17 protein-coding genes are annotated in these 21,044 nt (G+C 72.6%); 2 read left to right on the forward strand and 15 right to left on the reverse strand.

What is annotated here, in order from left to right; translation table 11 throughout:
* Nucleotides 1–37: 37 nt before the first annotated feature.
* The 6 genes from rplS to J116_RS06750 form a co-directional block, all read right to left on the reverse strand.
* Nucleotides 38–388: a 50S ribosomal protein L19 gene (gene rplS, locus J116_RS06725; RefSeq protein ID WP_023586326.1), complete on the reverse strand. Its 351-nt coding sequence runs from the start codon at nt 386–388 to the stop codon at nt 38–40.
* Nucleotides 389–517: 129 nt separating this feature from the next.
* Nucleotides 518–1,339 (reverse strand): tRNA (guanosine(37)-N1)-methyltransferase TrmD, encoded by an 822-nt coding sequence (trmD, locus tag J116_RS06730; RefSeq protein ID WP_023586327.1) that lies wholly within the window; start codon nt 1,337–1,339, stop codon nt 518–520.
* Entirely contained in the window at nt 1,339–1,953 is a 615-nt protein-coding gene (rimM, locus tag J116_RS06735; protein WP_023586328.1) for a ribosome maturation factor RimM, read from the reverse strand. Before rimM ends, trmD begins: the two co-directional genes overlap by 1 nt.
* A gap of 82 nt (nt 1,954–2,035) precedes the next feature.
* Nucleotides 2,036–2,275: an RNA-binding protein gene (locus tag J116_RS06740; RefSeq protein WP_023586329.1), complete on the reverse strand. Its 240-nt coding sequence runs from the start codon at nt 2,273–2,275 to the stop codon at nt 2,036–2,038.
* A 2-nt stretch (nt 2,276–2,277) separates the two neighbouring features.
* Nucleotides 2,278–2,721: a 30S ribosomal protein S16 gene (gene rpsP, locus J116_RS06745; RefSeq protein WP_023586330.1), complete on the reverse strand. Its 444-nt coding sequence runs from the start codon at nt 2,719–2,721 to the stop codon at nt 2,278–2,280.
* Nucleotides 2,722–2,929: 208 nt separating this feature from the next.
* A complete protein-coding gene (locus J116_RS06750) occupies nt 2,930–3,523 on the reverse strand; it encodes a hypothetical protein (protein ID WP_023586331.1) in 594 nt (197 codons plus the stop codon).
* Between the two features lie 493 nt (nt 3,524–4,016).
* Between J116_RS06750 and J116_RS06755 the strand changes: the two genes are divergently transcribed.
* Nucleotides 4,017–4,895, forward strand: coding sequence for a methyltransferase domain-containing protein (locus J116_RS06755; RefSeq protein WP_028963771.1), 879 nt, complete (start codon nt 4,017–4,019; stop codon nt 4,893–4,895).
* A gap of 143 nt (nt 4,896–5,038) precedes the next feature.
* Here the strand turns inward: J116_RS06755 and ffh are convergent, their stop codons facing one another.
* From ffh to nsdA, 5 genes are all read right to left on the reverse strand, one after another.
* The gene (gene ffh / locus J116_RS06760; protein WP_023586333.1) at nt 5,039–6,592 is read right to left on the reverse strand and encodes a signal recognition particle protein; all 1,554 of its coding nucleotides are present in this window, start codon (nt 6,590–6,592) and stop codon (nt 5,039–5,041) included.
* A gap of 102 nt (nt 6,593–6,694) precedes the next feature.
* Nucleotides 6,695–9,151, reverse strand: coding sequence for a [protein-PII] uridylyltransferase (locus tag J116_RS06765; RefSeq protein WP_023586334.1), 2,457 nt, complete (start codon nt 9,149–9,151; stop codon nt 6,695–6,697).
* A gap of 12 nt (nt 9,152–9,163) precedes the next feature.
* On the reverse strand, nt 9,164–9,502 hold the full coding sequence (locus tag J116_RS06770) for a P-II family nitrogen regulator (RefSeq protein ID WP_023586335.1): 339 nt from the start codon (nt 9,500–9,502) through the stop codon (nt 9,164–9,166).
* Complete coding sequence (locus tag J116_RS06775; protein ID WP_023586336.1) at nt 9,499–10,857, reverse strand: ammonium transporter; 1,359 nt, start codon at nt 10,855–10,857, stop codon at nt 9,499–9,501. Before J116_RS06775 ends, J116_RS06770 begins: the two co-directional genes overlap by 4 nt.
* Nucleotides 10,858–11,205: 348 nt before the next feature.
* Nucleotides 11,206–12,675: a transcriptional repressor NsdA gene (nsdA, locus tag J116_RS06780; protein WP_023586337.1), complete on the reverse strand. Its 1,470-nt coding sequence runs from the start codon at nt 12,673–12,675 to the stop codon at nt 11,206–11,208.
* Between the two features lie 443 nt (nt 12,676–13,118).
* Between nsdA and J116_RS06785 the strand changes: the two genes are divergently transcribed.
* Nucleotides 13,119–13,826 (forward strand): bifunctional DNA primase/polymerase, encoded by a 708-nt coding sequence (locus tag J116_RS06785; RefSeq protein WP_023586338.1) that lies wholly within the window; start codon nt 13,119–13,121, stop codon nt 13,824–13,826.
* A 175-nt stretch (nt 13,827–14,001) separates the two neighbouring features.
* On the opposite strand, the gene ftsY is transcribed toward J116_RS06785, so the two are convergent.
* The 4 genes from ftsY to J116_RS06805 form a co-directional block, all read right to left on the reverse strand.
* Nucleotides 14,002–15,234 (reverse strand): signal recognition particle-docking protein FtsY, encoded by a 1,233-nt coding sequence (gene ftsY, locus J116_RS06790; RefSeq protein ID WP_023586339.1) that lies wholly within the window; start codon nt 15,232–15,234, stop codon nt 14,002–14,004.
* A gap of 142 nt (nt 15,235–15,376) precedes the next feature.
* Nucleotides 15,377–16,795 (reverse strand): sugar porter family MFS transporter, encoded by a 1,419-nt coding sequence (locus tag J116_RS06795; RefSeq protein WP_023586340.1) that lies wholly within the window; start codon nt 16,793–16,795, stop codon nt 15,377–15,379.
* 212 nt (nt 16,796–17,007) lie between these two features.
* Complete coding sequence (gene smc, locus J116_RS06800; RefSeq protein WP_023586341.1) at nt 17,008–20,607, reverse strand: chromosome segregation protein SMC; 3,600 nt, start codon at nt 20,605–20,607, stop codon at nt 17,008–17,010.
* A gap of 212 nt (nt 20,608–20,819) precedes the next feature.
* Complete coding sequence (locus J116_RS06805; RefSeq protein WP_023586342.1) at nt 20,820–21,032, reverse strand: hypothetical protein; 213 nt, start codon at nt 21,030–21,032, stop codon at nt 20,820–20,822.
* Nucleotides 21,033–21,044: the final 12 nt, after the last annotated feature.

Here is a 21,044-nt window from a genome sequence, read left to right on the forward strand (position 1 = left end):
CTCACCCGAAGCGTGAGCGTGCGGGCTGGGCCGGCGCTCAGTTCTCGCGCTTCTCCTTGATCTTCGCGGCCTTGCCGCGCAGCTCACGGAGGTAGTACAGCTTCGCACGGCGGACGTCACCGCGGGTGACGAGCTCGATCTTCTCGAAGATCGGGCTGTGCACCGGGAAGGTGCGCTCGACGCCGACGGAGAAGGAGACCTTGCGGACCGTGAAGGTCTCGGAGACACCAGAGCCCTGGCGGCGGATGACGACACCCTTGAACTGCTGGATACGGGAGCGGTTGCCCTCGATGACGCGAACGTGGACGTTCACGGTGTCACCGGGACGGAACGCCGGGACATCGGTCCGCAGGGACGCGGCGTTGACGGCGTCGAGCACGTGAGACATGATCGTCTGCTTCCTCACTGATGCCACAGGTCATCAGCGGCACTAGAAATGGGGTTTCGGGGGCCGGGCGTCGGGTGCGGCGTCGTGTCCCCCTGTGGCAGGGGCGCCGACCGGACGTACGGCAGCGGCCTATTCTTCCACGTCCCGCGGCCTGCGCCAAAACCGGCCACCGGGCTCGGGTGCCCAGCCGAGGATGGAGAGGGTCTCGCGGTCCTTCTTGTCGAAGGCGGCCGGGTCGCACCGCTCGATGAGGTCGGGGCGGTGCAGCGCGGTGCGCCGCAGGGCCTCGTCCCGCCGCCACCGCGCGATCCTGCCGTGGTGGCCGCTGAGCAGGACGTCGGGGATGCCCCGGCCGCGCCAGACGGGCGGCTTGGTGTAGACGGGGCCTTCCAGGAGGTTGGCCATGGCGCCGGGGGCGAACGAGTCGTCGCGGTGGGACTCGGCGTTGCCCAGGACACCGGGGAGGAGGCGGGCCACGGCCTCGGTGATCACCAGTACGGCGGCCTCGCCGCCGGCGAGGACGTAGTCGCCGATGGACACCTCGTACACGGGCATCCGGGTGGCGTACTCCTCCGTGACGCGGCGGTCGATGCCCTCGTAGCGGGCCGGGGTGAAGACCAGCCAGGGCCGCTGCGACAGCTCGACGGCGACCTCCTGGGTGAAGGGCCGCCCGCTGGGCGTGGGGACGACGAGTACGGGTCCGTGGGCGCCGGCCTCGTATCCGTCGGCGGTGATCTCGTCCAGGGCGTCGCCCCACGGCTCGGTCTTCATGACCATGCCGGGGCCGCCGCCGTAGGGCGTGTCGTCCACGGTGTTGTGCCGGTCGTACGTCCAGCGGCGCAGGTCGTGGACGTGGACGTCCAGCCGGCCGCGTGCGCGGGCCTTGCCGACGAGCGAGACGTTCAGCGGTTCCAGGTACTCGGGGAAGATCGTGACGACGTCGAGCCGCATCAGCGACCTTCCTCGTTCTTCCGCGCGGCCTCGCCGTCGGCCTCGGAGTCCTGGGCACCGGCGGTGTCGTCCTCGCCCTCCGCGCGCGTGGAGGCGATCACGGCGCGGTCGTCGATGAGGCCGGGCGGCGGGACGATGACCGCCCTCTGCGCGTCGAGGTCCACCTCGGTGACGATCTCGCCGACGAACGGGATCAGGACCTCGCTGCCGTCGGGCCGCTCGACCACGAACAGGTCCTGGTACGGCAGGTGGGAGACCTCGGTGATCCGGCCGACCTCGGTGCCGTCGGCGAGCACCACGTCGAGGTCGATCAGCTGGTGGTCGTAGTACTCGTCCGGCTCCTCGGGCCGCTCCTCCGGATCGACGTCGGCGATGAGGAGGATGTTGCGCAGCGCCTCGGCGGCGTTCCGGTCACGGACGCCCGCGAAGCGCAGCAGGAGCCGGCCGCTGTGGACGCGGCCGCTCTCGATGGTGAGGGGCCCGGCGGAGGCCGGGTCGGTGGCGAGTACGGCGCCGGGCGCGAGCCGCAGCTCGGGCTCGTCCGTGCGTACCTCGACGGTGACCTCGCCCTTGATGCCGTGGGCGCGGCCGATCCGCGCGACTACGAGCTGCACTTTCTGGACTCTCCTGTCGGACGACGACGGGCCGGGGCGGGCCGCAGCCCTCCCCGGCCCGTGCGCCGGTGTTCAACTTCGCTCAGCGAACCTGGTCCACGTCGACGAGGTCGACGCGGATTCCCCGTCCGCCGATGGCACCCACGACCGTACGCAGTGCACGCGCGGTGCGGCCGTTGCGACCGATCACCTTGCCGAGGTCGTCCGGGTGGACCCGGACCTCGAGCACGCTTCCGCGGCGCAGGTTGCGCGAGGCGACCTGCACATCGTCGGGGTTGTCGACAATGCCCTTCACGAGGTGCTCGAGAGCCTCCTCGAGCATGCTCAGGCCTCGGTCGACTCGGAGGACGCGGCCTCGGCCTCGTCCGCCTTCTTGTCGGCCTTCTTGGCCTTCGGGGTGATGGCCTCACCCTTGGCGTCGTCACCCTCGATCGACTTGGCGAAAGCCTCGAAGGAAGCGCGCTTGTCTTCCTTCGTGGCCGGGGCCAGCAGCGGCTTCTCGGGAGCCGGCAGGCCCTTGTGCTTCTGCCAGTCGCCGGTCAGCTTCAGGATGGCGAGAACCGGCTCGGTCGGCTGGGCGCCGACAGACAGCCAGTACTGCGCACGCTCCGAGTCGACCTCGATGCGCGACGGGTTCTGCACCGGGTGGTACAGGCCGATCTCCTCGATGGCCCGGCCGTCACGGCGGGTACGGGAGTCGGCGACGACGATGCGGTAGTGAGGCGAACGGATCTTGCCCAGACGCTTCAGCTTGATCTTGACTGCCACGGGTGTGGTGTCTCCTGGTCTTGACGTGGTTGGGCACGACGAGATGTCGCGTGGGGTTGCGGTACCCGAGTGCCCGATGGACGCGTCAGCCGTAGGAGAGAGGGGTCCTGTTCGACTGTCGAGTACAGCTAGCCATTGTGCCACACCCCGCGGCGCCGCCGGCCCTCAGGGGAACGGCCGGCGGCGGGCGGGGAGACCGGGCCGCGGGTCATCTCGCGGCGCCCACCGCTTCCGGGATGCGGAAGGGCTTCCCGCAGCCGCCGCAGACGATCGGCGCCTGGGCGAGGACCGACGGGACGACCCGGACGTTGCGCCCGCAGTCGCAGACCGCCTTGACGCGCACGCCGCCGCCCGACGAGCCGTGCCGCGCGGCGGGCCCGCGGAAGGAGCGCTTCGTGTCGGTGGCCGTGGCGGCCGAGTGCGCCTTGAGGGCGCGCTGGAGACGCTCGATGGTCGGCCGGTACCGGCGCTTGGCCTCGGGGCTGAGCGTGACCAGCGAGAAACCGCTGCTCGGGTGCGGCTCCTCGGAGTGGTCCAGGCCCATCTCCTCGGCGATCGCCAGGAATCGGCGGTTGTGGTAGCGGCCGGCGCGGGAGGTGTCGCGGACACCTCGGGCGGCGGCGATGCCGTGGACTGCCTCATGGAGCAGTCGTTCGAAGGAGAGCTCGGCGCCACAGGCGGACGACGACTCTCCGATCAGGGACTCGGGCGCGGCGAGATCGGGCAGCTCGGGGTGGTGCCGCTGAATGTCGGCCCACGCCTGTGCCAGTTCTGCGGCGAGGACAGGTGGTGTCGTGCTCACGTCGTGAACAACGAGCCGGGGTCCCGTCGGGTTCCATTCCGGGGCATCCCAAATATTTTGCACGTACCCGTCAGTTGCCATTGATGTGTCCTCACGAGGGCCAGTGCGCTGATCTGCGTAAGAAGCCACACAGCTCGCATCAAGGTGGTACGTATGGCTTGCAGGTTCGGTTCAGCGCCTCCCCTCGCCACCCGCCTGCGTGGCGGTGGGTGACGGCGCATCACCGGGGGCGACGTTACCCCCGTCGGGGTGTACGCGTGGCGGCGGCCCCGCCTGCATGGCGGGATTCGCGCGGCGGCCCCACTATGGAGGTGGTTCGTGCCGGGCCAGGGGGCGCACGACCGGGGCACGCGCGCATCGCGGCCCGACCCCCTGGACGCGGGGGCGGAAGCGGAGTTCTCTGGCTACGGACCGTGCGAGCGCACGTACACGGGGGCCGTCAAGCAGGGCACGGACGCAACAGATGCACTCTCGGCTGATTGGGGCGCTTTCGATGACACCGATGCTCGTCCAGCACCACCCCCACCCGGCCCCGGCCCCCGCGGCCACCGACGCGCCGGCGCGCGCCCGTGACTGGGCGGAGATCCAGGAGCGGATGCTGGTGCCGCTCTACGAAGCGGTGTACGAGCACCTGGAGGTCGGCTCCGGGACCCGGCTCCTCGGTCTCGGCTGCGGCTCGGGGCTCGCCCTGCTCATGGCCGCCACGCGCGGAGCCCAGGTCACCGGGGTCGACACGGACCACGCGCGCGTGGACCTCGCCAGGGAGCGGCTGCTTCCCGACCCGGCCGCCGCAGGGCCCGGCCCGTACGCGCACCGGGGCTCCCGCCCGGAGACGCGGCTCCTTTACGGCACGCCCGACGCGGCCGCCGACCCGGCACTCCCCGCGTACAACCTCGTCACCGCCTTCCAGCCGGTCGGCTGCACCGCGGGCGACTCCGACGGCCTCGTGCCCGCTCTCACCGCCGCGGTCCCCATGGCGGAGCGCGGCAGCGCCGTCGTCCTGGCCGGCTGGGGTCCGCCCGAGCGGTGCGCCACGACGGCGGTGTTCCGCGTCGCGGGCCGCCTCACCGAGCGGCTGCGCGGGCACGGCGCCTGGCGGCCCGCCCGGCGCGACGACCTGGAGGAGGTGGCCGCGCGGGCCGGGCTGCGGCCGGACGGGTCCGGGCGGGTGTCCTGCCCGTTCGGCTACGCGGACACCGACAGCGCCGTACGCGGGCTGCTCTCCACCGGCCTCTTCGACGCGGCCGTCGCGGCCGGCGACCAGGCGACCGTGGAGAAGGAGATCACCGAGGCGCTCCACCCCCACGTCCGGCACGACGGCACGGTGTGGATGCCGAACGTCTTCCGCTACCTCGTCGCCCGGATTCCCTGACCCGCGCGGCCGGACGCGTGCCGGACCAGTACGCGCCCCCGCCCGTACGCGTAAGGGGCACCCGCCATGGACGGGTGCCCCTTACCTGCGTACCTCCGAACGGGTGAACGTGACCGTCCGCCCGCGTACGGCGGCGGCAGGCGTCAGCGCATGAACTTCTTGAACTCGTCCGGCAGCTCGAAGTCCTTGCCCGGCTCCCCGGCCGGGAGACCGAACGCCCCGCCCTGCTGCGCCTGCTGCTCCCGGCGCTCCGCGGCGGCCTGCTCCTCGGCCTTCCGCTTCATCGGGTTGCCGCTGCGCCGCTTGCCCTTGGCCTGCTTGACCTGCTTCTTCTGCCGGCCGGCGCCGCCGCCCATGCCCGGGAGGCCCGGCATCCCCGGCATGCCGCCACCCTGCGCCATGCGCGACATCATCTTGCGCGCCTCGAAGAACCGCTCGACCAGCGACTTCACGGCGCTGACCTCGACGCCGGAACCCCGCGCGATACGCGCACGGCGCGAGCCGTTGATGATCGTCGGGTCCTGGCGCTCGGCCGGGGTCATCGACTTGATGATCGCGGCCGTACGGTCCACGTCCCGCTCGTCGATGTTGTTGATCTGGTCCCGCATCTGCGCCATGCCGGGCAGCATGCCGAGCAGCTTCGAGATGGAGCCCATCTTGCGGACCTGCTCCATCTGGGCCAGGAAGTCGTCGAGCGTGAAGTCCTTGCCCTTGCTGCTCGCCAGCTTGGAGGCCATCTTGGCGGCCTCTTCCTGGCTGAAGGTCTGCTCGGCCTTCTCGATCAGCGAGAGCACGTCGCCCATGCCGAGGATCCGGGACGCCATGCGGTCCGGGTGGAACGCGTCGAAGTCGTCCAGCTTCTCGCCGTTGGAGGCGAACATGATCTGGCGGCCGGTGACGTGCGCGATCGACAGCGCGGCACCACCGCGGGCGTCGCCGTCGAGCTTGGACAGCACCACGCCGTCGAAGCCGACGCCGTCGCGGAAGGCCTCCGCCGTGTTGACGGCGTCCTGACCGATCATGGCGTCGACGACGAAGAGGATCTCGTCCGGGGAGACGGCGTCGCGGATGTCCGCGGCCTGCTGCATCATCTCCTGGTCGATGCCCAGGCGGCCCGCGGTGTCGACGATGACGATGTCGTGGAGCTTGGTCCGCGCGTACTCGATGGAGTCCTCGGCCACCTTGACCGGGTCGCCCACGCCGTTGCCCGGCTCGGGGGCGTACACGGCGACCCCGGCCCGCTCGGCGACGACGGACAGCTGGTTGACGGCGTTCGGGCGCTGGAGGTCACAGGCGACGAGCAGCGGCGAGTGCCCCTGGGCCTTGAGCCACAGGCCGAGCTTGCCGGCGAGCGTGGTCTTACCGGCACCCTGGAGACCGGCCAGCATGATCACGGTCGGCGGCTGCTTGGCGAAGCGCAGCCTGCGGGTCTCGCCGCCGAGGATGCCGATGAGCTCCTCGTTGACGATCTTGATGATCTGCTGCGCGGGGTTGAGCGCCTTGGAGACCTCGGCGCCGAGCGACCTCTCCTTCACCTGCTTGATGAAGGCCCGGACGACCGGGAGCGCGACATCCGCCTCCAGCAGGGCGATGCGGATCTCGCGGGCGGTGGCGTCGATGTCGGCCTCGCTCAGCCTCCCTTTGCCACGGAGGCCTTTGAAAGTGGCTGCAAGGCGGTCGGAGAGGGTATCGAACACGGCGGTCGCGGATCCTCAGGTCTAGGGAGCAGGCAGACAGTCGGAGTCAAGGGTATCCGGCCGCGCGATGAAGGCGCCCTCGCCCGACGCGGGAGGGCCGGATCACGGCCGCGACAGGGCGCGCTCCAGCTCGCTCGCCACCCCCAGGGCCTCCTCCGTCGTCAGGGGCGCGCCCGCCGCGTCCGTGACGTACACCGTGTCCACCGCGTTCGCGCCCAGGGTGCTGACGTGCGCGCTCCGCACCCGCACCGCCGCCCCCTCCAGGGCGCGCCCGATCCGGTGCAGCAGCCCCGGCGCGTCCTGCGCCCGCACCTCCAGCACCGTCGCCCGCGCCGCCGAGCCCGCCGGGGCGACCGTGACGCGCGGGGGCGGGGCCTGGACGCCGCGGCGCCTGGGGTACGCGGCGTCGCGCGCGGCGAGCCGGGCGGCCACGTCCAGGGACCCGTCGAGGGCGCGCACCAGGTCGGCGCGGAGGCGCCCGGCCTGCGGGAGGGAGCCGTACTCGGCGGCGACGCGCCAGTTGAGGACCAGGACGGAGCCGGTGGGACCCAGTTCGGTTGGCAGGTCGATGGCGCGCAGGTCGGCGGAGCGGACGGTGAGCCGGTGGAGGGCGAGGACCCCGGCGGCGGCGGGGAGGACGCCGGGCTGGTCGGGCAGGGCGATGAGCAGTTCCACGCCGACCGGTTCGGGCTCGCCGTCCGGCTGGGCGGTCTCGTGCCGGGTGTGCAGGGCGAGGACGGGTTCGCGGGTGCGGAGGGCCTCGACGGCGAGGCGTTCCTCTTCGGCGCCTGGTGCGGAGGGTTCGGGGGCGGGCGGGGTGTCGCCCGCGAGGGCGGCGGCGACGCGTTTGACGAGGTCGGCGACGAGCGAGGCGCGCCAGGCGGACCAGGCGGCGGGCCCGGTGGCGAGCGCGTCGGCCTCGGTGAGGGCGTGCAGGAGTTCCAGCGTGGTGGCGGTGCCGACGGCGCGGGCGACGGACTCGACGGTGGCGGGGTCGTCGAGGTCGCGGCGGGTGGCGGTCTCGACGAGGAGGAGGTGGTGGCGTACGAGGGTGGCGAGGACGTCGGCGTCAACCTGGTCGAAGCCGATGCGCGCGGCCACGTCGCGGGCGATGGTCTCGCCCGCGACGGAGTGGTCGCCGGGCCATCCCTTGCCGATGTCGTGGAGGAGCGCGGCGACGAGCAGCAGGTCGGGGCGGCCGACGCGGCGGGTGAGGGAGGAGGCGCGGACGGCGGTCTCGACCAGGTGCCGGTCGACGGTCCAGGTGTGGACGGGGTTGCGCTGGGGGCGGCAGCGTACGCGTTCCCAGTCGGGGACGAGGCGGGTGACGAGCCCCTCGGCTTCGAGGGCCTCCCAGACGGGGAGGGTCGGTTCGCCCGCGCCGAGGAGGGTGACGAGCTGTTCGCGGGCCTCGGCGGGCCACGGTACGGGCAGGGGGCGCGCGGTGGTGGCGAGGTGGCGTACGGCGTGCCGGGAGAGGGGCAGCCCGGCCTGGGCGGCCGCGGCGGCGGCGCGCAGCGGGAGGACGGGGTCGCGTTCGGGGCGGGCGGTGCGGGCGAGTACGGCTTCGCCGTCCATCTCGACGACGCCTTCGGCGAGGGGGGTGCGTTCGGGCTGCGGCCGGTTCGCCCGGGAGCCGAGGAGGGTGCGCAGGCGGGGGCGGGTGGAACGGGCGCACAGGACGCGGTGGACCTCGCGCCAGGTGACGTCGGAGGCGTACGCGATGGTGCGGGCGGCCTCGTAGACGTGGCGGAGCAGGGTGTCGGCGTCGAGGAGGCCGAGGGCGCGGGCGACCTGGTCCTGTTCCTGGAGGGCGAGGCGGTCGGTGGCGCGGCCGGTGGTGAGGTGGAGGGCGTCGCGTACGTCGAGGAGGGTGCGACGGGCTTCGGCGAGGCCGTCGCGGGGGGCGTCGGCGAGCCAGGAGGCGGCGACGGCGCGCAGGGCGGTCGTGTCGCGCAGGCCGCCGCGGGCCTCCTTGAGGTCGGGTTCGAGGAGGTGGGGCAGTTCGCCGTGGCGTTCGGCGCGTTCCTCGCAGAGTTCGCGGAGTTCGGGCAGGCGCCGGGGGGCCTGGTTGCGCCAGTCGGCGAGGACGGCGGTGCGCAGGGCGGCGACGAGGCCGAGGTCACCCGCGAGGGGGCGGGCGTCGAGGAGCCCGAGGTGGGCCTTGAGGTCGTCGGCGGCGGTCCTGCGGGCCTCGGCGGGGGTGCGTACGGAGTGGTCGAGCGCGAGGCCGAGGTCCCAGACGGGGTACCAGAGGCGGTCGGCGAGCGCGGCGATCGCGCCGGGGTCGGCGGTGCCGTCGTGGAGGAGGAGCAGGTCGAGGTCGCTGCGGGGGGAGAGTTCACCGCGCCCGTAGCCGCCTACGGCGACGAGGGCGGTGCCGCGGGGCGGGTCGGCGGCCGCGTGGAGGGCGGCGAGCCAGTCGTCGGTGAGCCGGGCGAGGGCGGTACGGCGCGGCGGCCCGGGCCGCGTCTCCTGGTCCAGGAGGCGCAGCCGGGCCGCCGCGTAGCCGCCGGGTCCCGAGTCGTCCGTCGTGTGGCCTGCTCCGGTGCTCGTCACCCGGCTGCTCCCTTACAGTGCGTCGGGTCCGCGTTCGCCGGTGCGGACGCGTACGGCGGTTTCGACGGGGACGCTCCACACCTTGCCGTCGCCGATCTTGCCGGTGCGGGCGGCGTTGACGACGACGTCGATGAGCTGTTCGGCGTCGTCGTCCTCGACGAGGACCTCGATGCGGATCTTGGGTACGAGGTCCACGGTGTACTCGGCACCGCGGTAGACCTCCGTGTGGCCGCGCTGGCGTCCGTATCCGCTGGCCTCGGTGACGGTCAGTCCCTGGACTCCGAAGGCCTGGAGGGCTTCCTTGATCTCGTCCAGCCGGTGGGGCTTGACGATCGCGGTGATGAGCTTCATGCGTCCACCTTCTTCTGCTGCGCCGCCGCCGGGGTGCCGGCGGTGGCGGGTACGGCCTTGCGGGGGGCGGTGCCGCCGCCGGCGCCGCTGAAGTCGTACGCGGTCTCGGCGTGCTCGACCTGGTCGATCCCGGAGATCTCGTCGTCCTCGCTGACGCGCATCCCGATCGTCTTGTGGATGATCAGGGCGAGGACGGCGGAGACGACCAGAGAGTAGGCGAGGACCGCGGCGACGCCGACGACCTGCTTGACGAGCTGGTCGGCGCCGCCTCCGTAGAAGAGGCCCTTGGCGTCGGACTGGACGCCGCCGGTGGCGAAGAAGCCGACCAGTACGGAGCCGACGACGCCGCCGACGAGGTGGACGCCGACCACGTCGAGGGAGTCGTCGTAGCCGAACTTGTACTTGAGGCCGACGGCCATGGCGCACAGGAGACCGGCGACGGCGCCGATGGCGATGGCGCCAAGCGGGGAGCAGGAGCCGCCGGACGGGGTGATGGCGACGAGACCGGCGACGGCTCCGGAGGCGGCGCCGAGGGTGGTGCAGGCGCCGTGGCGGATCTTCTCGTACGCCAGCCAGGCGAGCATGGCGGCGGCGGTGGCGACCTGGGTGTTGACGAACATCACCGCGCCGACGCCGTCGTCGTTGCCGAGCCAGGAACCGGCGTTGAAGCCGAACCAGCCGAACCACAGCAGGGCGGCGCCGAGCATGACGAGGGGGAGGCTGTGGGGGCGCATCGGGTCCTTCCTGAACCCGACGCGCTTGCCGATGACGAGGATCACGCCGAGGGCGGCGGCGCCCGCGTTGATGTGGACGGCGGTGCCGCCCGCGAAGTCGATGACGCCCATCTCGAAGAGCCAGCCGCCGGAGCCCCAGACCCAGTGGGCGACGGGGAAGTAGACGACGGTGGCCCACAGGGCGATGAACAGGGCCCAGGAGCCGAACTTGACGCGGTCGGCGAGGGCCCCGCTGATCAGGGCGGGGGTGATGACCGCGAACATCAGCTGGAAGACGGCGAAGACGAAGACGGGGATCGTGTAGCCGTCCCAGAGCTGGTCGCGGCCGATGCCGCTGAGGCCCACGTAGTCGGAGGACCAGCCGACGACCGATCCGATGTCCGTGCCGAAGGCGACGCTGAAGCCGTAGAGGACCCACAGGACCGTGACGATCCCGAGGCTGACGAAGCTCATCATCAGCATGTTGAGGGTGCTCTTGACGCGGACCATGCCTCCGTAGAAGAAGGCCAGGCCGGGGGTCATCAGCATCACGAGGGCGGAGCAGATGAGCATGAATCCGGTGTTGGCGGCAGAGAGCGCGGGTGCTTCCTCTGCGGCGAGCGTCAGGATGCCTGGGGGCATCGGCGTCTCCTCGTCGTCGGTCGGCCTGTGCGGGGCGCGGAGCGGGGGCTGCGCGGCTGTGAGGGATGGCCGGTTATGACGCAGGAGATTCGCGCAGCGCCGTTTCGGACGATGCCGCTCGGTGTTTCCGCGTGGTGACGAAGAGGTGGGGCGTGTTACGTCGCCGTGAACCGCCGGGTCACGGATCGGTCACGGCGCTACCCTCCGGTCCGGTCGTGGACCGGCCGCGGCAGCGCGCCCGTCGACCTGGCGGTGGGGGAACCGAATCGGGCTGTACGGGGTGGCTGCCGCGGCCGGGGACCTGGGGCGGGGCCGTGGGGGTGGCTCGTGCGGTCGGGCCCGTGGGGATCAGACGGCTTCCGCCGTCTCGGGCAGCTTCTTGGCGAGGAGCTCGGTGATGTCGGTGACCTCGGGGACCTCGCCGAAGTCCCGTACGGCGGTGTCCACGGTCTTGCGGAGCCGCGTGTTCACCCGTTCGGAGCGGACCCGCCCGGCGACATCGAGGGCCTGCCGCGCCTTGTCCATGGCCTGCTCGGGCTCCCGCTTGAGCAGGTGGACGGTGGCCATGCCGACGAGGTTGAGGGCGTAGGAGCGCTGGTGCTCCGCGTCCACGGCGAACAGGTCGACGGCGCGCTGCATGACCGGTTCGGCGAGGGAGGCGTAGGTGGGGCTGCGGCCCGCGAAGTAGGCGAGGTCACGGTAGGAGTGGGAGTTCTCGCCGTTGAGTTCGGCCTCGTTGAAGAAGCGGATCCAGTCGGGGTCCGGCTCGCCGTCGAGGCCCGCGTCGGCGAAGGTGTCCTCGGCCATCCGCACGGCCCGCTTGCACTTGCCGGGCTGCCCCATGTTGGCGTAGGCGCGGGCCTCCATCGCATACAGCATGGCCTGGGTGCGGGCGGTGGCGCAGTCGCGGCTGCCGTACTGCGCGAGGTGGATGAGTTCAAGGGCGTCGTCCGGCCGCCCCAGATGGATCATCTGACGGCTCATGGAGGACAGGATGTACGAGCCGAGGGGCTTGTCCCCGGCTTCCTTGGCGGCGTGCAGGGCGAGGACGAAGTACTTCTGCGCGGTGGGCTGGAGGCCCACGTCGTAGCTCATCCACCCGGCGAGCTCGGCCAGTTCGGCGGCGCAGCGGAAGAGGCGCTCGGAGATCGCCGCGGGCTGCGGCTCCTGGAGGAGGTCGGTGACCTCGTGGAGCTGTCCGACGACCGCCTTGCGGCGCAGGCCGCCGCCGCTCTGGGCGTCCCAGGTGCGGAACATGGCGGTGGTGGATTCCAGCATGTCCAGCTCGGCCTTGGAGAGCCGGTGCGGGCGCCGGGCCGGCGGGGGCGGGTCGGCGTGGTCGGCGGCCGGGGCGGGAACGAGCCAGCGCTGCATCGGCTCGATGAGGGAGGGGCCCGCGGCGAGGGTGAGGGACGTGCCGAGGAAGCCGCGCCGGGCGAGCATCAGGTCGCTGCGGGAGAACTCGCTGAGCAGCGACACCGTCTGCGGCCCGGCCCAGGGCAGGTCCACGCCGGACACCGAGGGTGACTGGTGGGCGGCGCGCAGGCCGAGGTCCTCGACGGCGACGACGGTGCCGAAGCGCTCGGAGAACAGCTCGGACAGGATGCGCGGGATGGGCTCGCGGGGCTGTTCCCCGTCGAGCCAGCGCCGTACGCGGGAGGTGTCGGTGCTGATGTGGTGGGCGCCCAGCTGGCGGGCCCGGCGGTTCACCTGGCGGGCGAGTTCGCCCTTGGACCAGCCGCTGCGCACGAACCACGAGGCGAGCTGCTCGTTCGGGCGCTTTCCGGCATTCGTACCGTCTGTGCCGCTGCCGCCCACTGGAAGGCCCCCATCCGCCGAATCTCCGTGTTGCCGAACCCTGGTCAGAATGCCGTGGATCGCGGGCCGCTGTCCGGGATTCGCACGCTTTGGCACACATTCCGGCCGCGGTCGCCGCATTGCCTCCGGCATACCCACGAGTGCGGACGCTACCCGGGGTTCGCGCACCGACAGTAATCCTACGATCACCCGTCTCGCGATGGCCTTTGCAGAAACGCCACCATTCGCCACCCCTTCGAACGAACTCCCCTGCGACGGGGCGCGATTCACTTGACACATGACAAGCGGAGGCCCAGCGCATCGAGGCGTGAGGCGGCGCGCGAGCGATGCGCGCACCACCCGGCCGAACTCCGCGCGCCGCCTGGACGGGTGGCGACATGACGGAGCGTCACGACCGCGCTCCGGGTCGTAACCATCGGCGACTTCGACCCGTTGGAGGGGGCATGGGCTTCACGATCGGCGGCACGCGCATCCGCGAGATGCGGTCCGGGTGGACGGGTTTCACCGGCCTTGCTGGGTTGACGTTGACGGGGTCCCGTCGCCGCGCCACGCGAGCGGCGGAGTGCACCGTGGTGGCGGAGTACACCGGCTTGTGGGGCTGGGGCGTGGCGCCCGGCGCCCGCGCCGCGAACGGCGCCTGCTCCTGCGGGGACGCCTCCTGTACGGCCCCGGGGGCGCACCCGCTGGGGTTCGCGCCGGAGGTCCCGGCGGGCGCGTCGCTGGACGAGGTGGCCGAGGTGTGGTCGCGGTTCCCGGGCGCGTCGCTGATGCTGCCGGTCGGGCGGGCGTTCGACGTGCTGGAGGTCTCGGAGGCGGCGGGGCGGCGGGCGCTGGTGCGGCTGGAGCGCATGGGGCTGCCGCTGGGGCCGGTGTGCGTGACGCCGACGGGTCGGGCGCGGTTCTTCGTGGCGCCCGGGGCGGCGCGGGAGCTGCCGGGCCTGCTCTACCGGATGGGCTGGGACGACGCGGAGCTGGACCTGCGGGGCCTGGGGCCGGGCTCCTGGATCACGGCGCCCCCGTCGGACATGGGCGGGCTCGGCCCGGTCCGCTGGCTGCGCGCCCCGTCCCCGGACGCTCCGCACACGGCCCCAAAGGCCCGCCTGCTGCTGGGCACCCTGGCGTACACGAGCCACCGGGTGGCGGCGGCCTGAGGTCTCGCCGCCTCACGGACGCACCGCCTCGCGGCCCTCACCGCTTCACGGGCTTACGGACTCACGGCCCTCACGGCCCTCACGGCCCTCACGGCCGGGGAACAGCAGCGGGGCGGCCCGTCGGCGCTGATGCGCTGCCGGGCCGCCCCGCTCGCGTGAGGGGTGGGGGTGGGGGTCAGGCCGGGTCGCCGATCAGGGCGTCCACGAAGGCCTCCGGCTCGAAGGGCGCCAGGTCGTCCGCGCCCTCGCCGAGGCCGACCAGCTTCACCGGGACGCCCAGTTCGCGCTGGACGGCGATGACGATGCCGCCCTTCGCCGTGCCGTCCAGCTTGGTGAGGACGATGCCGGTGATGTTCACGACCTCCGCGAAGACCCGCGCCTGGATCAGACCGTTCTGGCCGGTGGTGGCGTCGAGGACGAGGAGGACCTCGTCGAGCGGGCCGTGCTTCTCCACGACGCGCTTCACCTTGCCGAGCTCGTCCATGAGACCGGTCTTGGTGTGCAGGCGGCCCGCGGTGTCGATGAGCACGACGTCGGCGCCCTCCGCGATGCCCTCCTTCACGGCGTCGTACGCGATGGACGCGGGGTCGCCGCCCTCGGGGCCGCGCACCGTACGGGCGCCGACGCGCTCGCCCCAGGTCTGGAGCTGGTCGGCGGCGGCCGCGCGGAAGGTGTCGGCGGCGCCGAGCACGACGGAGCGGCCGTCCGCGACGAGGACGCGGGCGAGCTTGCCGGTCGTCGTGGTCTTGCCGGTGCCGTTGACGCCGACGACCATGACGACGCCCGGGGTCTCCAGGCCGCCCTCCGTCTTCACGGAGCGGTCGTAGTCGGTGCCGACGAGGGTGAGCAGCTCCTCGCGGAGGAGGGCGCGCAGCTCGTCGGGCGTGCGCGTGCCGAGGACCCGGACGCGCTCGCGCAGGCGCTCCACGAGCTCCTGGGTGGGGGCGACGCCGACGTCGGCGGTGAGGAGGGTGTCCTCGATCTCCTCCCACGTCTCCTCGTCGAGGTTGTCGCGCGAGAGCAGCGTCAGCAGGCCCTTGCCGAGGGAGTTCTGGGAGCGGGCGAGCCGGGCGCGCAGCCGGACGAGCCGGCCGGCGGTGGGCGCGGGGATCTCGATCTCGCGGACGGGGGGCTCCGCGACGACCGGGTCCTCGACGGCGGTGGGCGTCTCGACGGCCTCCTCGGCCGTCGGCAGGCCGACTTCGTCGATGGTCCGGCGTTTCTCGTCGCGGGGTGTCTCCGCCTCCTCGCCGACGCGTGGCTCGGCTGGCGGGGCGGTGATGGTCGGCGTGGTCGAGGGGGCCTCGGGCGGCGGGAGCTGCTTCTTCCGGCGCCCGCCGACGACGAGGCCGCTGATCACGCCGACCGCGACCAGGGCGATGACTACAGCAAGGATGACGAATTCCATGGTCTGTCCAGTATGCGCGACGCCGTTGCCGCACCTCCCTGGCGCTGCGCGGCGTGCCGGGTGTCGTACGACGACGGCTGCCCCGGCGCGCGGAAGGCGCGGGCCGGGGCAGCCGGAAGGTCGAGGAGAGGGGCAGCGGGGATTAGCCCATCTCCTCCAACGCCTTGCCCTTGGTCTCCTTCACGAACTTGAGCACGAAGGGGATGGAGAGCACGGCGAAGACCGTGTAGATGATGTACGTGCCGGAGAGGTTCCAGTCGGCGAGCGACGGGAAGCTGGCGGTGATCGTCCAGTTGGCGATCCACTGGGCGGAGGCGGCGACACCGAGGGCGGCGGCGCGGATCCGGTTGGGGAACATCTCGCCGAGGAAGACCCACACGACCACGCCCCACGAGAGGGCGAAGAAGAGGACGAAGGCGTGGGCGGCGAACAGGGCGACGACGCCCTGGGTCTCGGGCAGCTTGCCGTCCACGAGGTCGGCGGAGAACGCCCATGCCTCGATGGCGAGGGCGATGGCCATACCGGCGGAGCCGACGAGGGCGAGCGGCTTGCGGCCGACCCGGTCCACCAGCACCATCGCGATCACGGTGCCGATGATGTTGATGATCGACGTGGTGAACGAGTAGAAGAACGACCCTGCCGGGTCGATGCCCACGGACTGCCACAGGGTGGCGGAGTAGTAGAACGCGACGTTGATGCCGACGAGCTGCTGGAAGACGGACAGGCCGATGCCGACCCAGACGATCGGCAGCAGGGCGAAGCGGCCGCCGAGCAGGTCCTTGAAGGTGGACTTGTGCTCGCGGCGCATGGCGGTCTCGATCTCGGCCACGCGGGCGTCGAGGTCGACGTTGTGCCCCTCCACCTCCTCGAGGACCTCGCGGGCGCGGTCCTTGCGGCCGACGGAGATCAGGAAGCGCGGCGACTCGGGGATGGCGAAGGAGAGCAGGCCGTAGAGCACGGCGGGCAGGACTTCGACACCGAGCATCCACTGCCATGCCTCGAGGCCGGCGATCTCACCGCGCTGCTTGCCGCCGGCGAGGTTGAGGATCGCGTAGTTGACCAGCTGGGAGGCGGCGATGCCGATGACGATGGCGGCCTGCTGGAAGGAGCCGAGGCGGCCGCGGTAGGCGGCGGGCGCGACTTCGGCGATGTACGCGGGGCCGATGACGGAGGCCATGCCGATGCCGAGGCCGCCGACGACCCGCCAGAACGCCAGGTCCCACAGGCTGAACGGCAGGGCGGAGCCGATGGCGCTCGCGGTGAACAGGACGGCGGCGATCCGCATGACGCGGATGCGGCCGATACGGTCCGCGAGGCGGCCCGCGGTCGCGGCGCCCACGGCGCAGCCGATGAGCGCGATGGCGATGACCTGGGCGAGCGTGCCGGAGCCGACGTCGTAGCGGTCGCGTACCGCTTCGACGGCGCCGTTGATGACGGAGCTGTCGTAGCCGAAGAGGAAGCCGCCCATCGCGGCGGCCGCCGTGATGAAGATGACGTGGCTGAGGTGGTCGGGGTGGGCCTGGCGGGCTCCCGACGCGGGGGGCTGCGTGGCGCTGGTCACGTGGTACTCCTGGGCCCGGCACCGTCGCCGGGCGTGGGGGGCGAGCCCTTCCAGTGGCGCACAACGACATGCCGCCCACCACTTGAAGGTGAATACGTCGCCGCCGAGACTATGCCTTCAACTTTCGAAGTCAATACTTGGTGTGGTGTGACGTGAAGCGCAGAGTTCGGCTGCGTGTGTTCAAGGTTTGTAATGGATCATGCTGACGGTGGTCAGTGGAGCCTCTGGCTCACGACCTTCGATACCCCGTCGCCCCGCATCGACACCCCGTAGAGCGCGTCCGCGACCTCCATGGTCCGCTTCTGGTGGGTGATGACGATCAGCTGCGAGCTCTCCTGGAGCTCCTGCATGATCCGGATGAGCCGCTGGAGGTTCGTGTCGTCCAGCGCGGCCTCGACCTCGTCCATCACGTAGAAGGGGCTCGGCCGCGCCTTGAAGATGGACACGAGCATCGCGACGGCCGTCAGCGACCGCTCGCCGCCGGACAGCAGCGACAGCCGCTTGACCTTCTTGCCCGGCGGCCGCGCCTCGACGTCCACGCCGGTGGTCAGCATGTTGTCCGGGTCGGTCAGGACGAGCCGCCCCTCGCCGCCCGGGAACAGCCGCGCGAAGACACCCTCGAACTCGCGGGCCGTGTCCGAGAACGCCTCCGTGAAGACCTGCTCCACCCGCTCGTCCACCTCCTTCACCACCCGCAGGAGGTCCGCGCGGGTCTTCTTCAGGTCGTCCAGCTGCTCGGCGAGGAACTTGTGCCGCGCCTCCAGCGCCGCGAATTCCTCAAGGGCGAGCGGATTCACCTTTCCGAGCTGCTGGTACGCCCGTTCGGCGGCCTTGAGCCGCTTCTCCTGCTCGGCGCGTACGAAGGGCCGGCCCGGCGCCCCGTCCGGTCCGTCGTGCGGTTCGCCGGCGTCGTGCGGTTCGCCGTCCTCGCGGCGCGGTTCGCCGTCGGCGTTGGGCGGAGGCGGTACGGGCTGGTCGGGGCCGTACTCGGCGACGAGCGCGGCGGGGTCCACGCCCAGCTCCTCCAGGGCCCGGGCCTCCAGTTGCTCGATGCGCAGCCGCTTCTCGGCGCCGAGCACCTCCCCGCGGTGCACCGAGTCGGTCAGCTTGTCCAGCTCGGCCTTGAGGTCCCGGCCCCGGGCGCGGGCGGCGGCCAGGTCCTGTTCGCGGGCGGCCTTGGCGGTCTCGGCGGCGGACCGTTCCTCTTCGGCGCGTACGAGGGACACCTCGATGTGCGCGAGCAGCTGCCGGGCGCCGGAGGCGACGGCCCGGGCGACCTCCGCCTCGTGGCGCAGCCGGGCGCGGCGCTGTTCGGCGCGGGCGCGGGCCTCGCGTTCGGCGCGGGCGGCGCGGTCGAGGGAGTCGGCGCGTCCGGCGAGGGCCTTGACGCGTTCCTCGTGGGTGCGCAGCTGGAGGCGGGCTTCCATCTCGGTCTGGCGGGCGTTGGCGCCGTCGGCCGAGAGCCGGTCCCGTACGGAGGTGTCGGGCTCGTCGTCGGCGGGGGCCTCCTGCGCGACGAGCAGCCGCTCGGCCAGCTCCTCGGCCTCCTCGGCCGCCCGGTCGAGGGCCTCCTGGGCGCGGGCGACCGCGGCGGCGGCGCGTTCGGCCTCGCCCGCCGCGCCCCTGGCCTGCCCGGCGAGCCGCCCGAGGCGCTGGGCGACGGCCGACTTCTCCCGGTCGGCGGCCCTGCGCCGCTCCGCCAGCTCCTCCACGCGGGCGGCGCGGGCCCGGCGCTGTTCCGCGGCCTGTTCCTGCCGCTCGGCGAGCTCGTCGCACCGTACGGCCAGGTCGGCCAGCTCGGCGGCGGCCTCGTCGACGGACGCCTGGACCTCCAGGAGGCTGGGCGCCCCGGCGGAGCCGCCGTGCGCGAGGTGGGCGGCCAGCAGGTCGCCGTCGCCGGTGACGGCGGTGAGCCCGGGGCGGGCGCGCACCAGGTGCTCGGCGTCCTGGAGGGTGCCGACGACCACGACGTCCCGCAGCAGCCGCCGTACGGCGGGCATCAGGTCGTCGGGGCCGCGCACCAGGTCGACGGCGTGGACGGCGCCTTCGGGGAGGGCGGGGCGCTCGTCGTCCCGCGGTCCCGGCGTGTCCGGGCCGGCCGCGATCAGCAGGGTGGCGCGGCCGGCGTCCTGTTTGCGGAGCAGGTGGATGGCCTCGGCGGCGGTCGCCGGGCCGGTCACGGCGAGGGCGTCGGCGGCGGCGCCCAGTGCCGTGGCGAGCGCGGCCTCGTGGCCGGGTTCGACGGTGAGCAGTCCGGCGGCGGGCCCGAGGAGGCCGGTGAGCCGGTCGGCCGCGTCGAGGAGCGCGCCGGTGCCGTCCTTGCGGCGCAGGCCGAGGGCGAGGGCGTCGTGCCGGGCGCGGGTGGCCGCGCGGCGGCGTTCGGCGTCGGTGGCGGCCTCGCGGGCGGCGGTGACCTGTGCCTCGGCCTCGGCCAGGTCCCGCTTGGCGGCCTCGTGGGCGGTGGCGAGTCCGGCGTCGTCGGCGTCGAGGCCGTCGACCTCCGCCTGGAGCCGTTCGTACTCCTCCTGCGCGGCGGCGGCGCGCTCGCGGGCCTCGTCGTGCGCGGCGGTCAGCCGGTCGATCTCGGCCTGGGCGGCGGCCGCGCGGGAGCGGGCGGCGCCGACCTGGCCGGTGAGGCGGGCGAGGCCCTCGCGGCGGTCGGCGATGGCGCGGGCGGCGTCCCTGAGGCGGCGCTCCTCGGCGGCGAGGGCCCGCTCCAGTTCGGCGCGGTGGGCGACGGTGTCCTCCAGGGCCCGCTCGGCGGCCTCCAGCGCGGCGGTCAGCTCCGCCTCCTGTTCCCGTACGCGGGCGGCCTCGCGCTCCAGGTCCTCGGGGTCGCGGCCCCGGCGTTCCTCGACGGGCCGGTCGGTGGCGCTCCTGACGCGGGCGTCCGCCAGGGAGATCGTGCCGCGCACCCGCTCGGCGAGCCGCGACAGCTCGTACCAGGTGTGCTGGGCGCGCTGGTGGCGGGGCGCGAGCCGCCGCACCTCCTCCTCCAGGGCTGCCTCGCGCGCGGCGGCTTCCCCGAGCTCGGCCTCGGCCCGCTCCTTGCGCTCCTTGAGGGCGGCTTCGTCGGCGAGTTCGGCGGCCAGCGCTTCCCTGAGGCGTACGAGGTCGTCGGCGAGGAGCCGCAGCCGCGCGTCGCGCAGCTCGGCCTGGATGACGGCGGCGCGGCGGGCGACGGCGGCCTGCCGTCCGAGGGGCTTGAGCTGGCGGCGCAGCTCGTCGGCGAGGTCCTGGACGCGGGCGAGGTTGGCCCGCATCGCGTCGAGCTTCCGCAGCGCCTTCTCCTTGCGTTTGCGGTGCTTCAGGACGCCTGCCGCCTCTTCGATCAGGGCGCGGCGGCCCATGGGATCGGCGTGGAGGACGGAGTCGAGCTGGCCCTGACCGACGATGACGTGCATCTCGCGGCCGATACCGGAGTCGCTGAGGAGTTCCTGGATGTCCAGGAGGCGGCAGGTGTCGCCGTTGATCTGGTATTCGCTGCCGCCGTTGCGGAACATGATCCGCGTAATGGTGACTTCCGCGTAGTCGATGGGCAGGGCGCCGTCGGAGTTGTCGATCGTGAGGGAAACCTCGGCGCGTCCCAGGGGCGGTCTGCCGGTCGTACCGGCGAAGATCACGTCTTCCATCTTGCCGCCGCGCAGGGATTTCGCGCCCTGTTCGCCCATGACCCAGGAGAGCGCGTCGACGACATTGGACTTTCCGGAGCCGTTGGGGCCGACGACGCAGGTGATGCCCGGTTCGAACCGCAGGGTGGTGGCGGAGGCGAAGGATTTGAATCCGCGCAGGGTCAGGGCCTTGAGGTGCACGCTCCGGGACTCTACCGGGCGGGTTTCGTTTGACCGCTGAACAAGGGGGGCAGATCAGTCGGTAAGCATGGCGCGTCCGGTGAGGAACGCGCAGGTGAACACGGGGGGCGGAAAAGAAAGAAGGGACGCCGGAGCGTCCCTTGCATATCTGTTCGCGAGAGTGTTTCTCACCATCCCGCAGGCCCAAGTGCTACGGGGTTCCCTTGCGGGAGTCAGGTGAGCGCAGGCTCGCCCTTGGGTACGTCGATGTCGATGCCGTCGAGCAGCGGCTCGCGGTGAGCGGCGGCAGCGGCGAGCGCGTCGTTCTCGGACTGAATCCGGACCAGCTCGGACTCGAGGTCCTGGACGCGCTGCTGAAGCCGTCGCATCTCGGCGAGCAGTCGCGGGTCGGTACCGCCGACATAACCGAGAAGCGCCTTTGCCATGATGGATGGTCC

It is taken from the genome of Streptomyces thermolilacinus SPC6 (genome assembly GCF_000478605.2).
Lineage (GTDB): Bacteria > Actinomycetota > Actinomycetes > Streptomycetales > Streptomycetaceae > Streptomyces > Streptomyces thermolilacinus.

Excerpts from the sequence above, each read along its gene's own strand:
- rplS (WP_023586326.1), bottom strand. The coding sequence starts at position 388 with ATGTCTCACGTGCTCGACGCCGTCAACGCCGCGTCCCTGCGGACCGAT.
- trmD (WP_023586327.1), bottom strand. The coding sequence starts at position 1,339 with ATGCGGCTCGACGTCGTCACGATCTTCCCCGAGTACCTGGAACCGCTG.
- J116_RS06740 (WP_023586329.1), bottom strand. The coding sequence starts at position 2,275 with ATGCTCGAGGAGGCTCTCGAGCACCTCGTGAAGGGCATTGTCGACAAC.
- J116_RS06755 (WP_028963771.1), top strand. The coding sequence starts at position 4,017 with ATGACACCGATGCTCGTCCAGCACCACCCCCACCCGGCCCCGGCCCCC.
- J116_RS06770 (WP_023586335.1), bottom strand. The coding sequence starts at position 9,502 with ATGAAGCTCATCACCGCGATCGTCAAGCCCCACCGGCTGGACGAGATC.
- J116_RS06775 (WP_023586336.1), bottom strand. The coding sequence starts at position 10,857 with ATGCCCCCAGGCATCCTGACGCTCGCCGCAGAGGAAGCACCCGCGCTC.
- J116_RS06785 (WP_023586338.1), top strand. The coding sequence starts at position 13,119 with ATGGGCTTCACGATCGGCGGCACGCGCATCCGCGAGATGCGGTCCGGG.
- ftsY (WP_023586339.1), bottom strand. The coding sequence starts at position 15,234 with ATGGAATTCGTCATCCTTGCTGTAGTCATCGCCCTGGTCGCGGTCGGC.
- J116_RS06805 (WP_023586342.1), bottom strand. The coding sequence starts at position 21,032 with ATGGCAAAGGCGCTTCTCGGTTATGTCGGCGGTACCGACCCGCGACTG.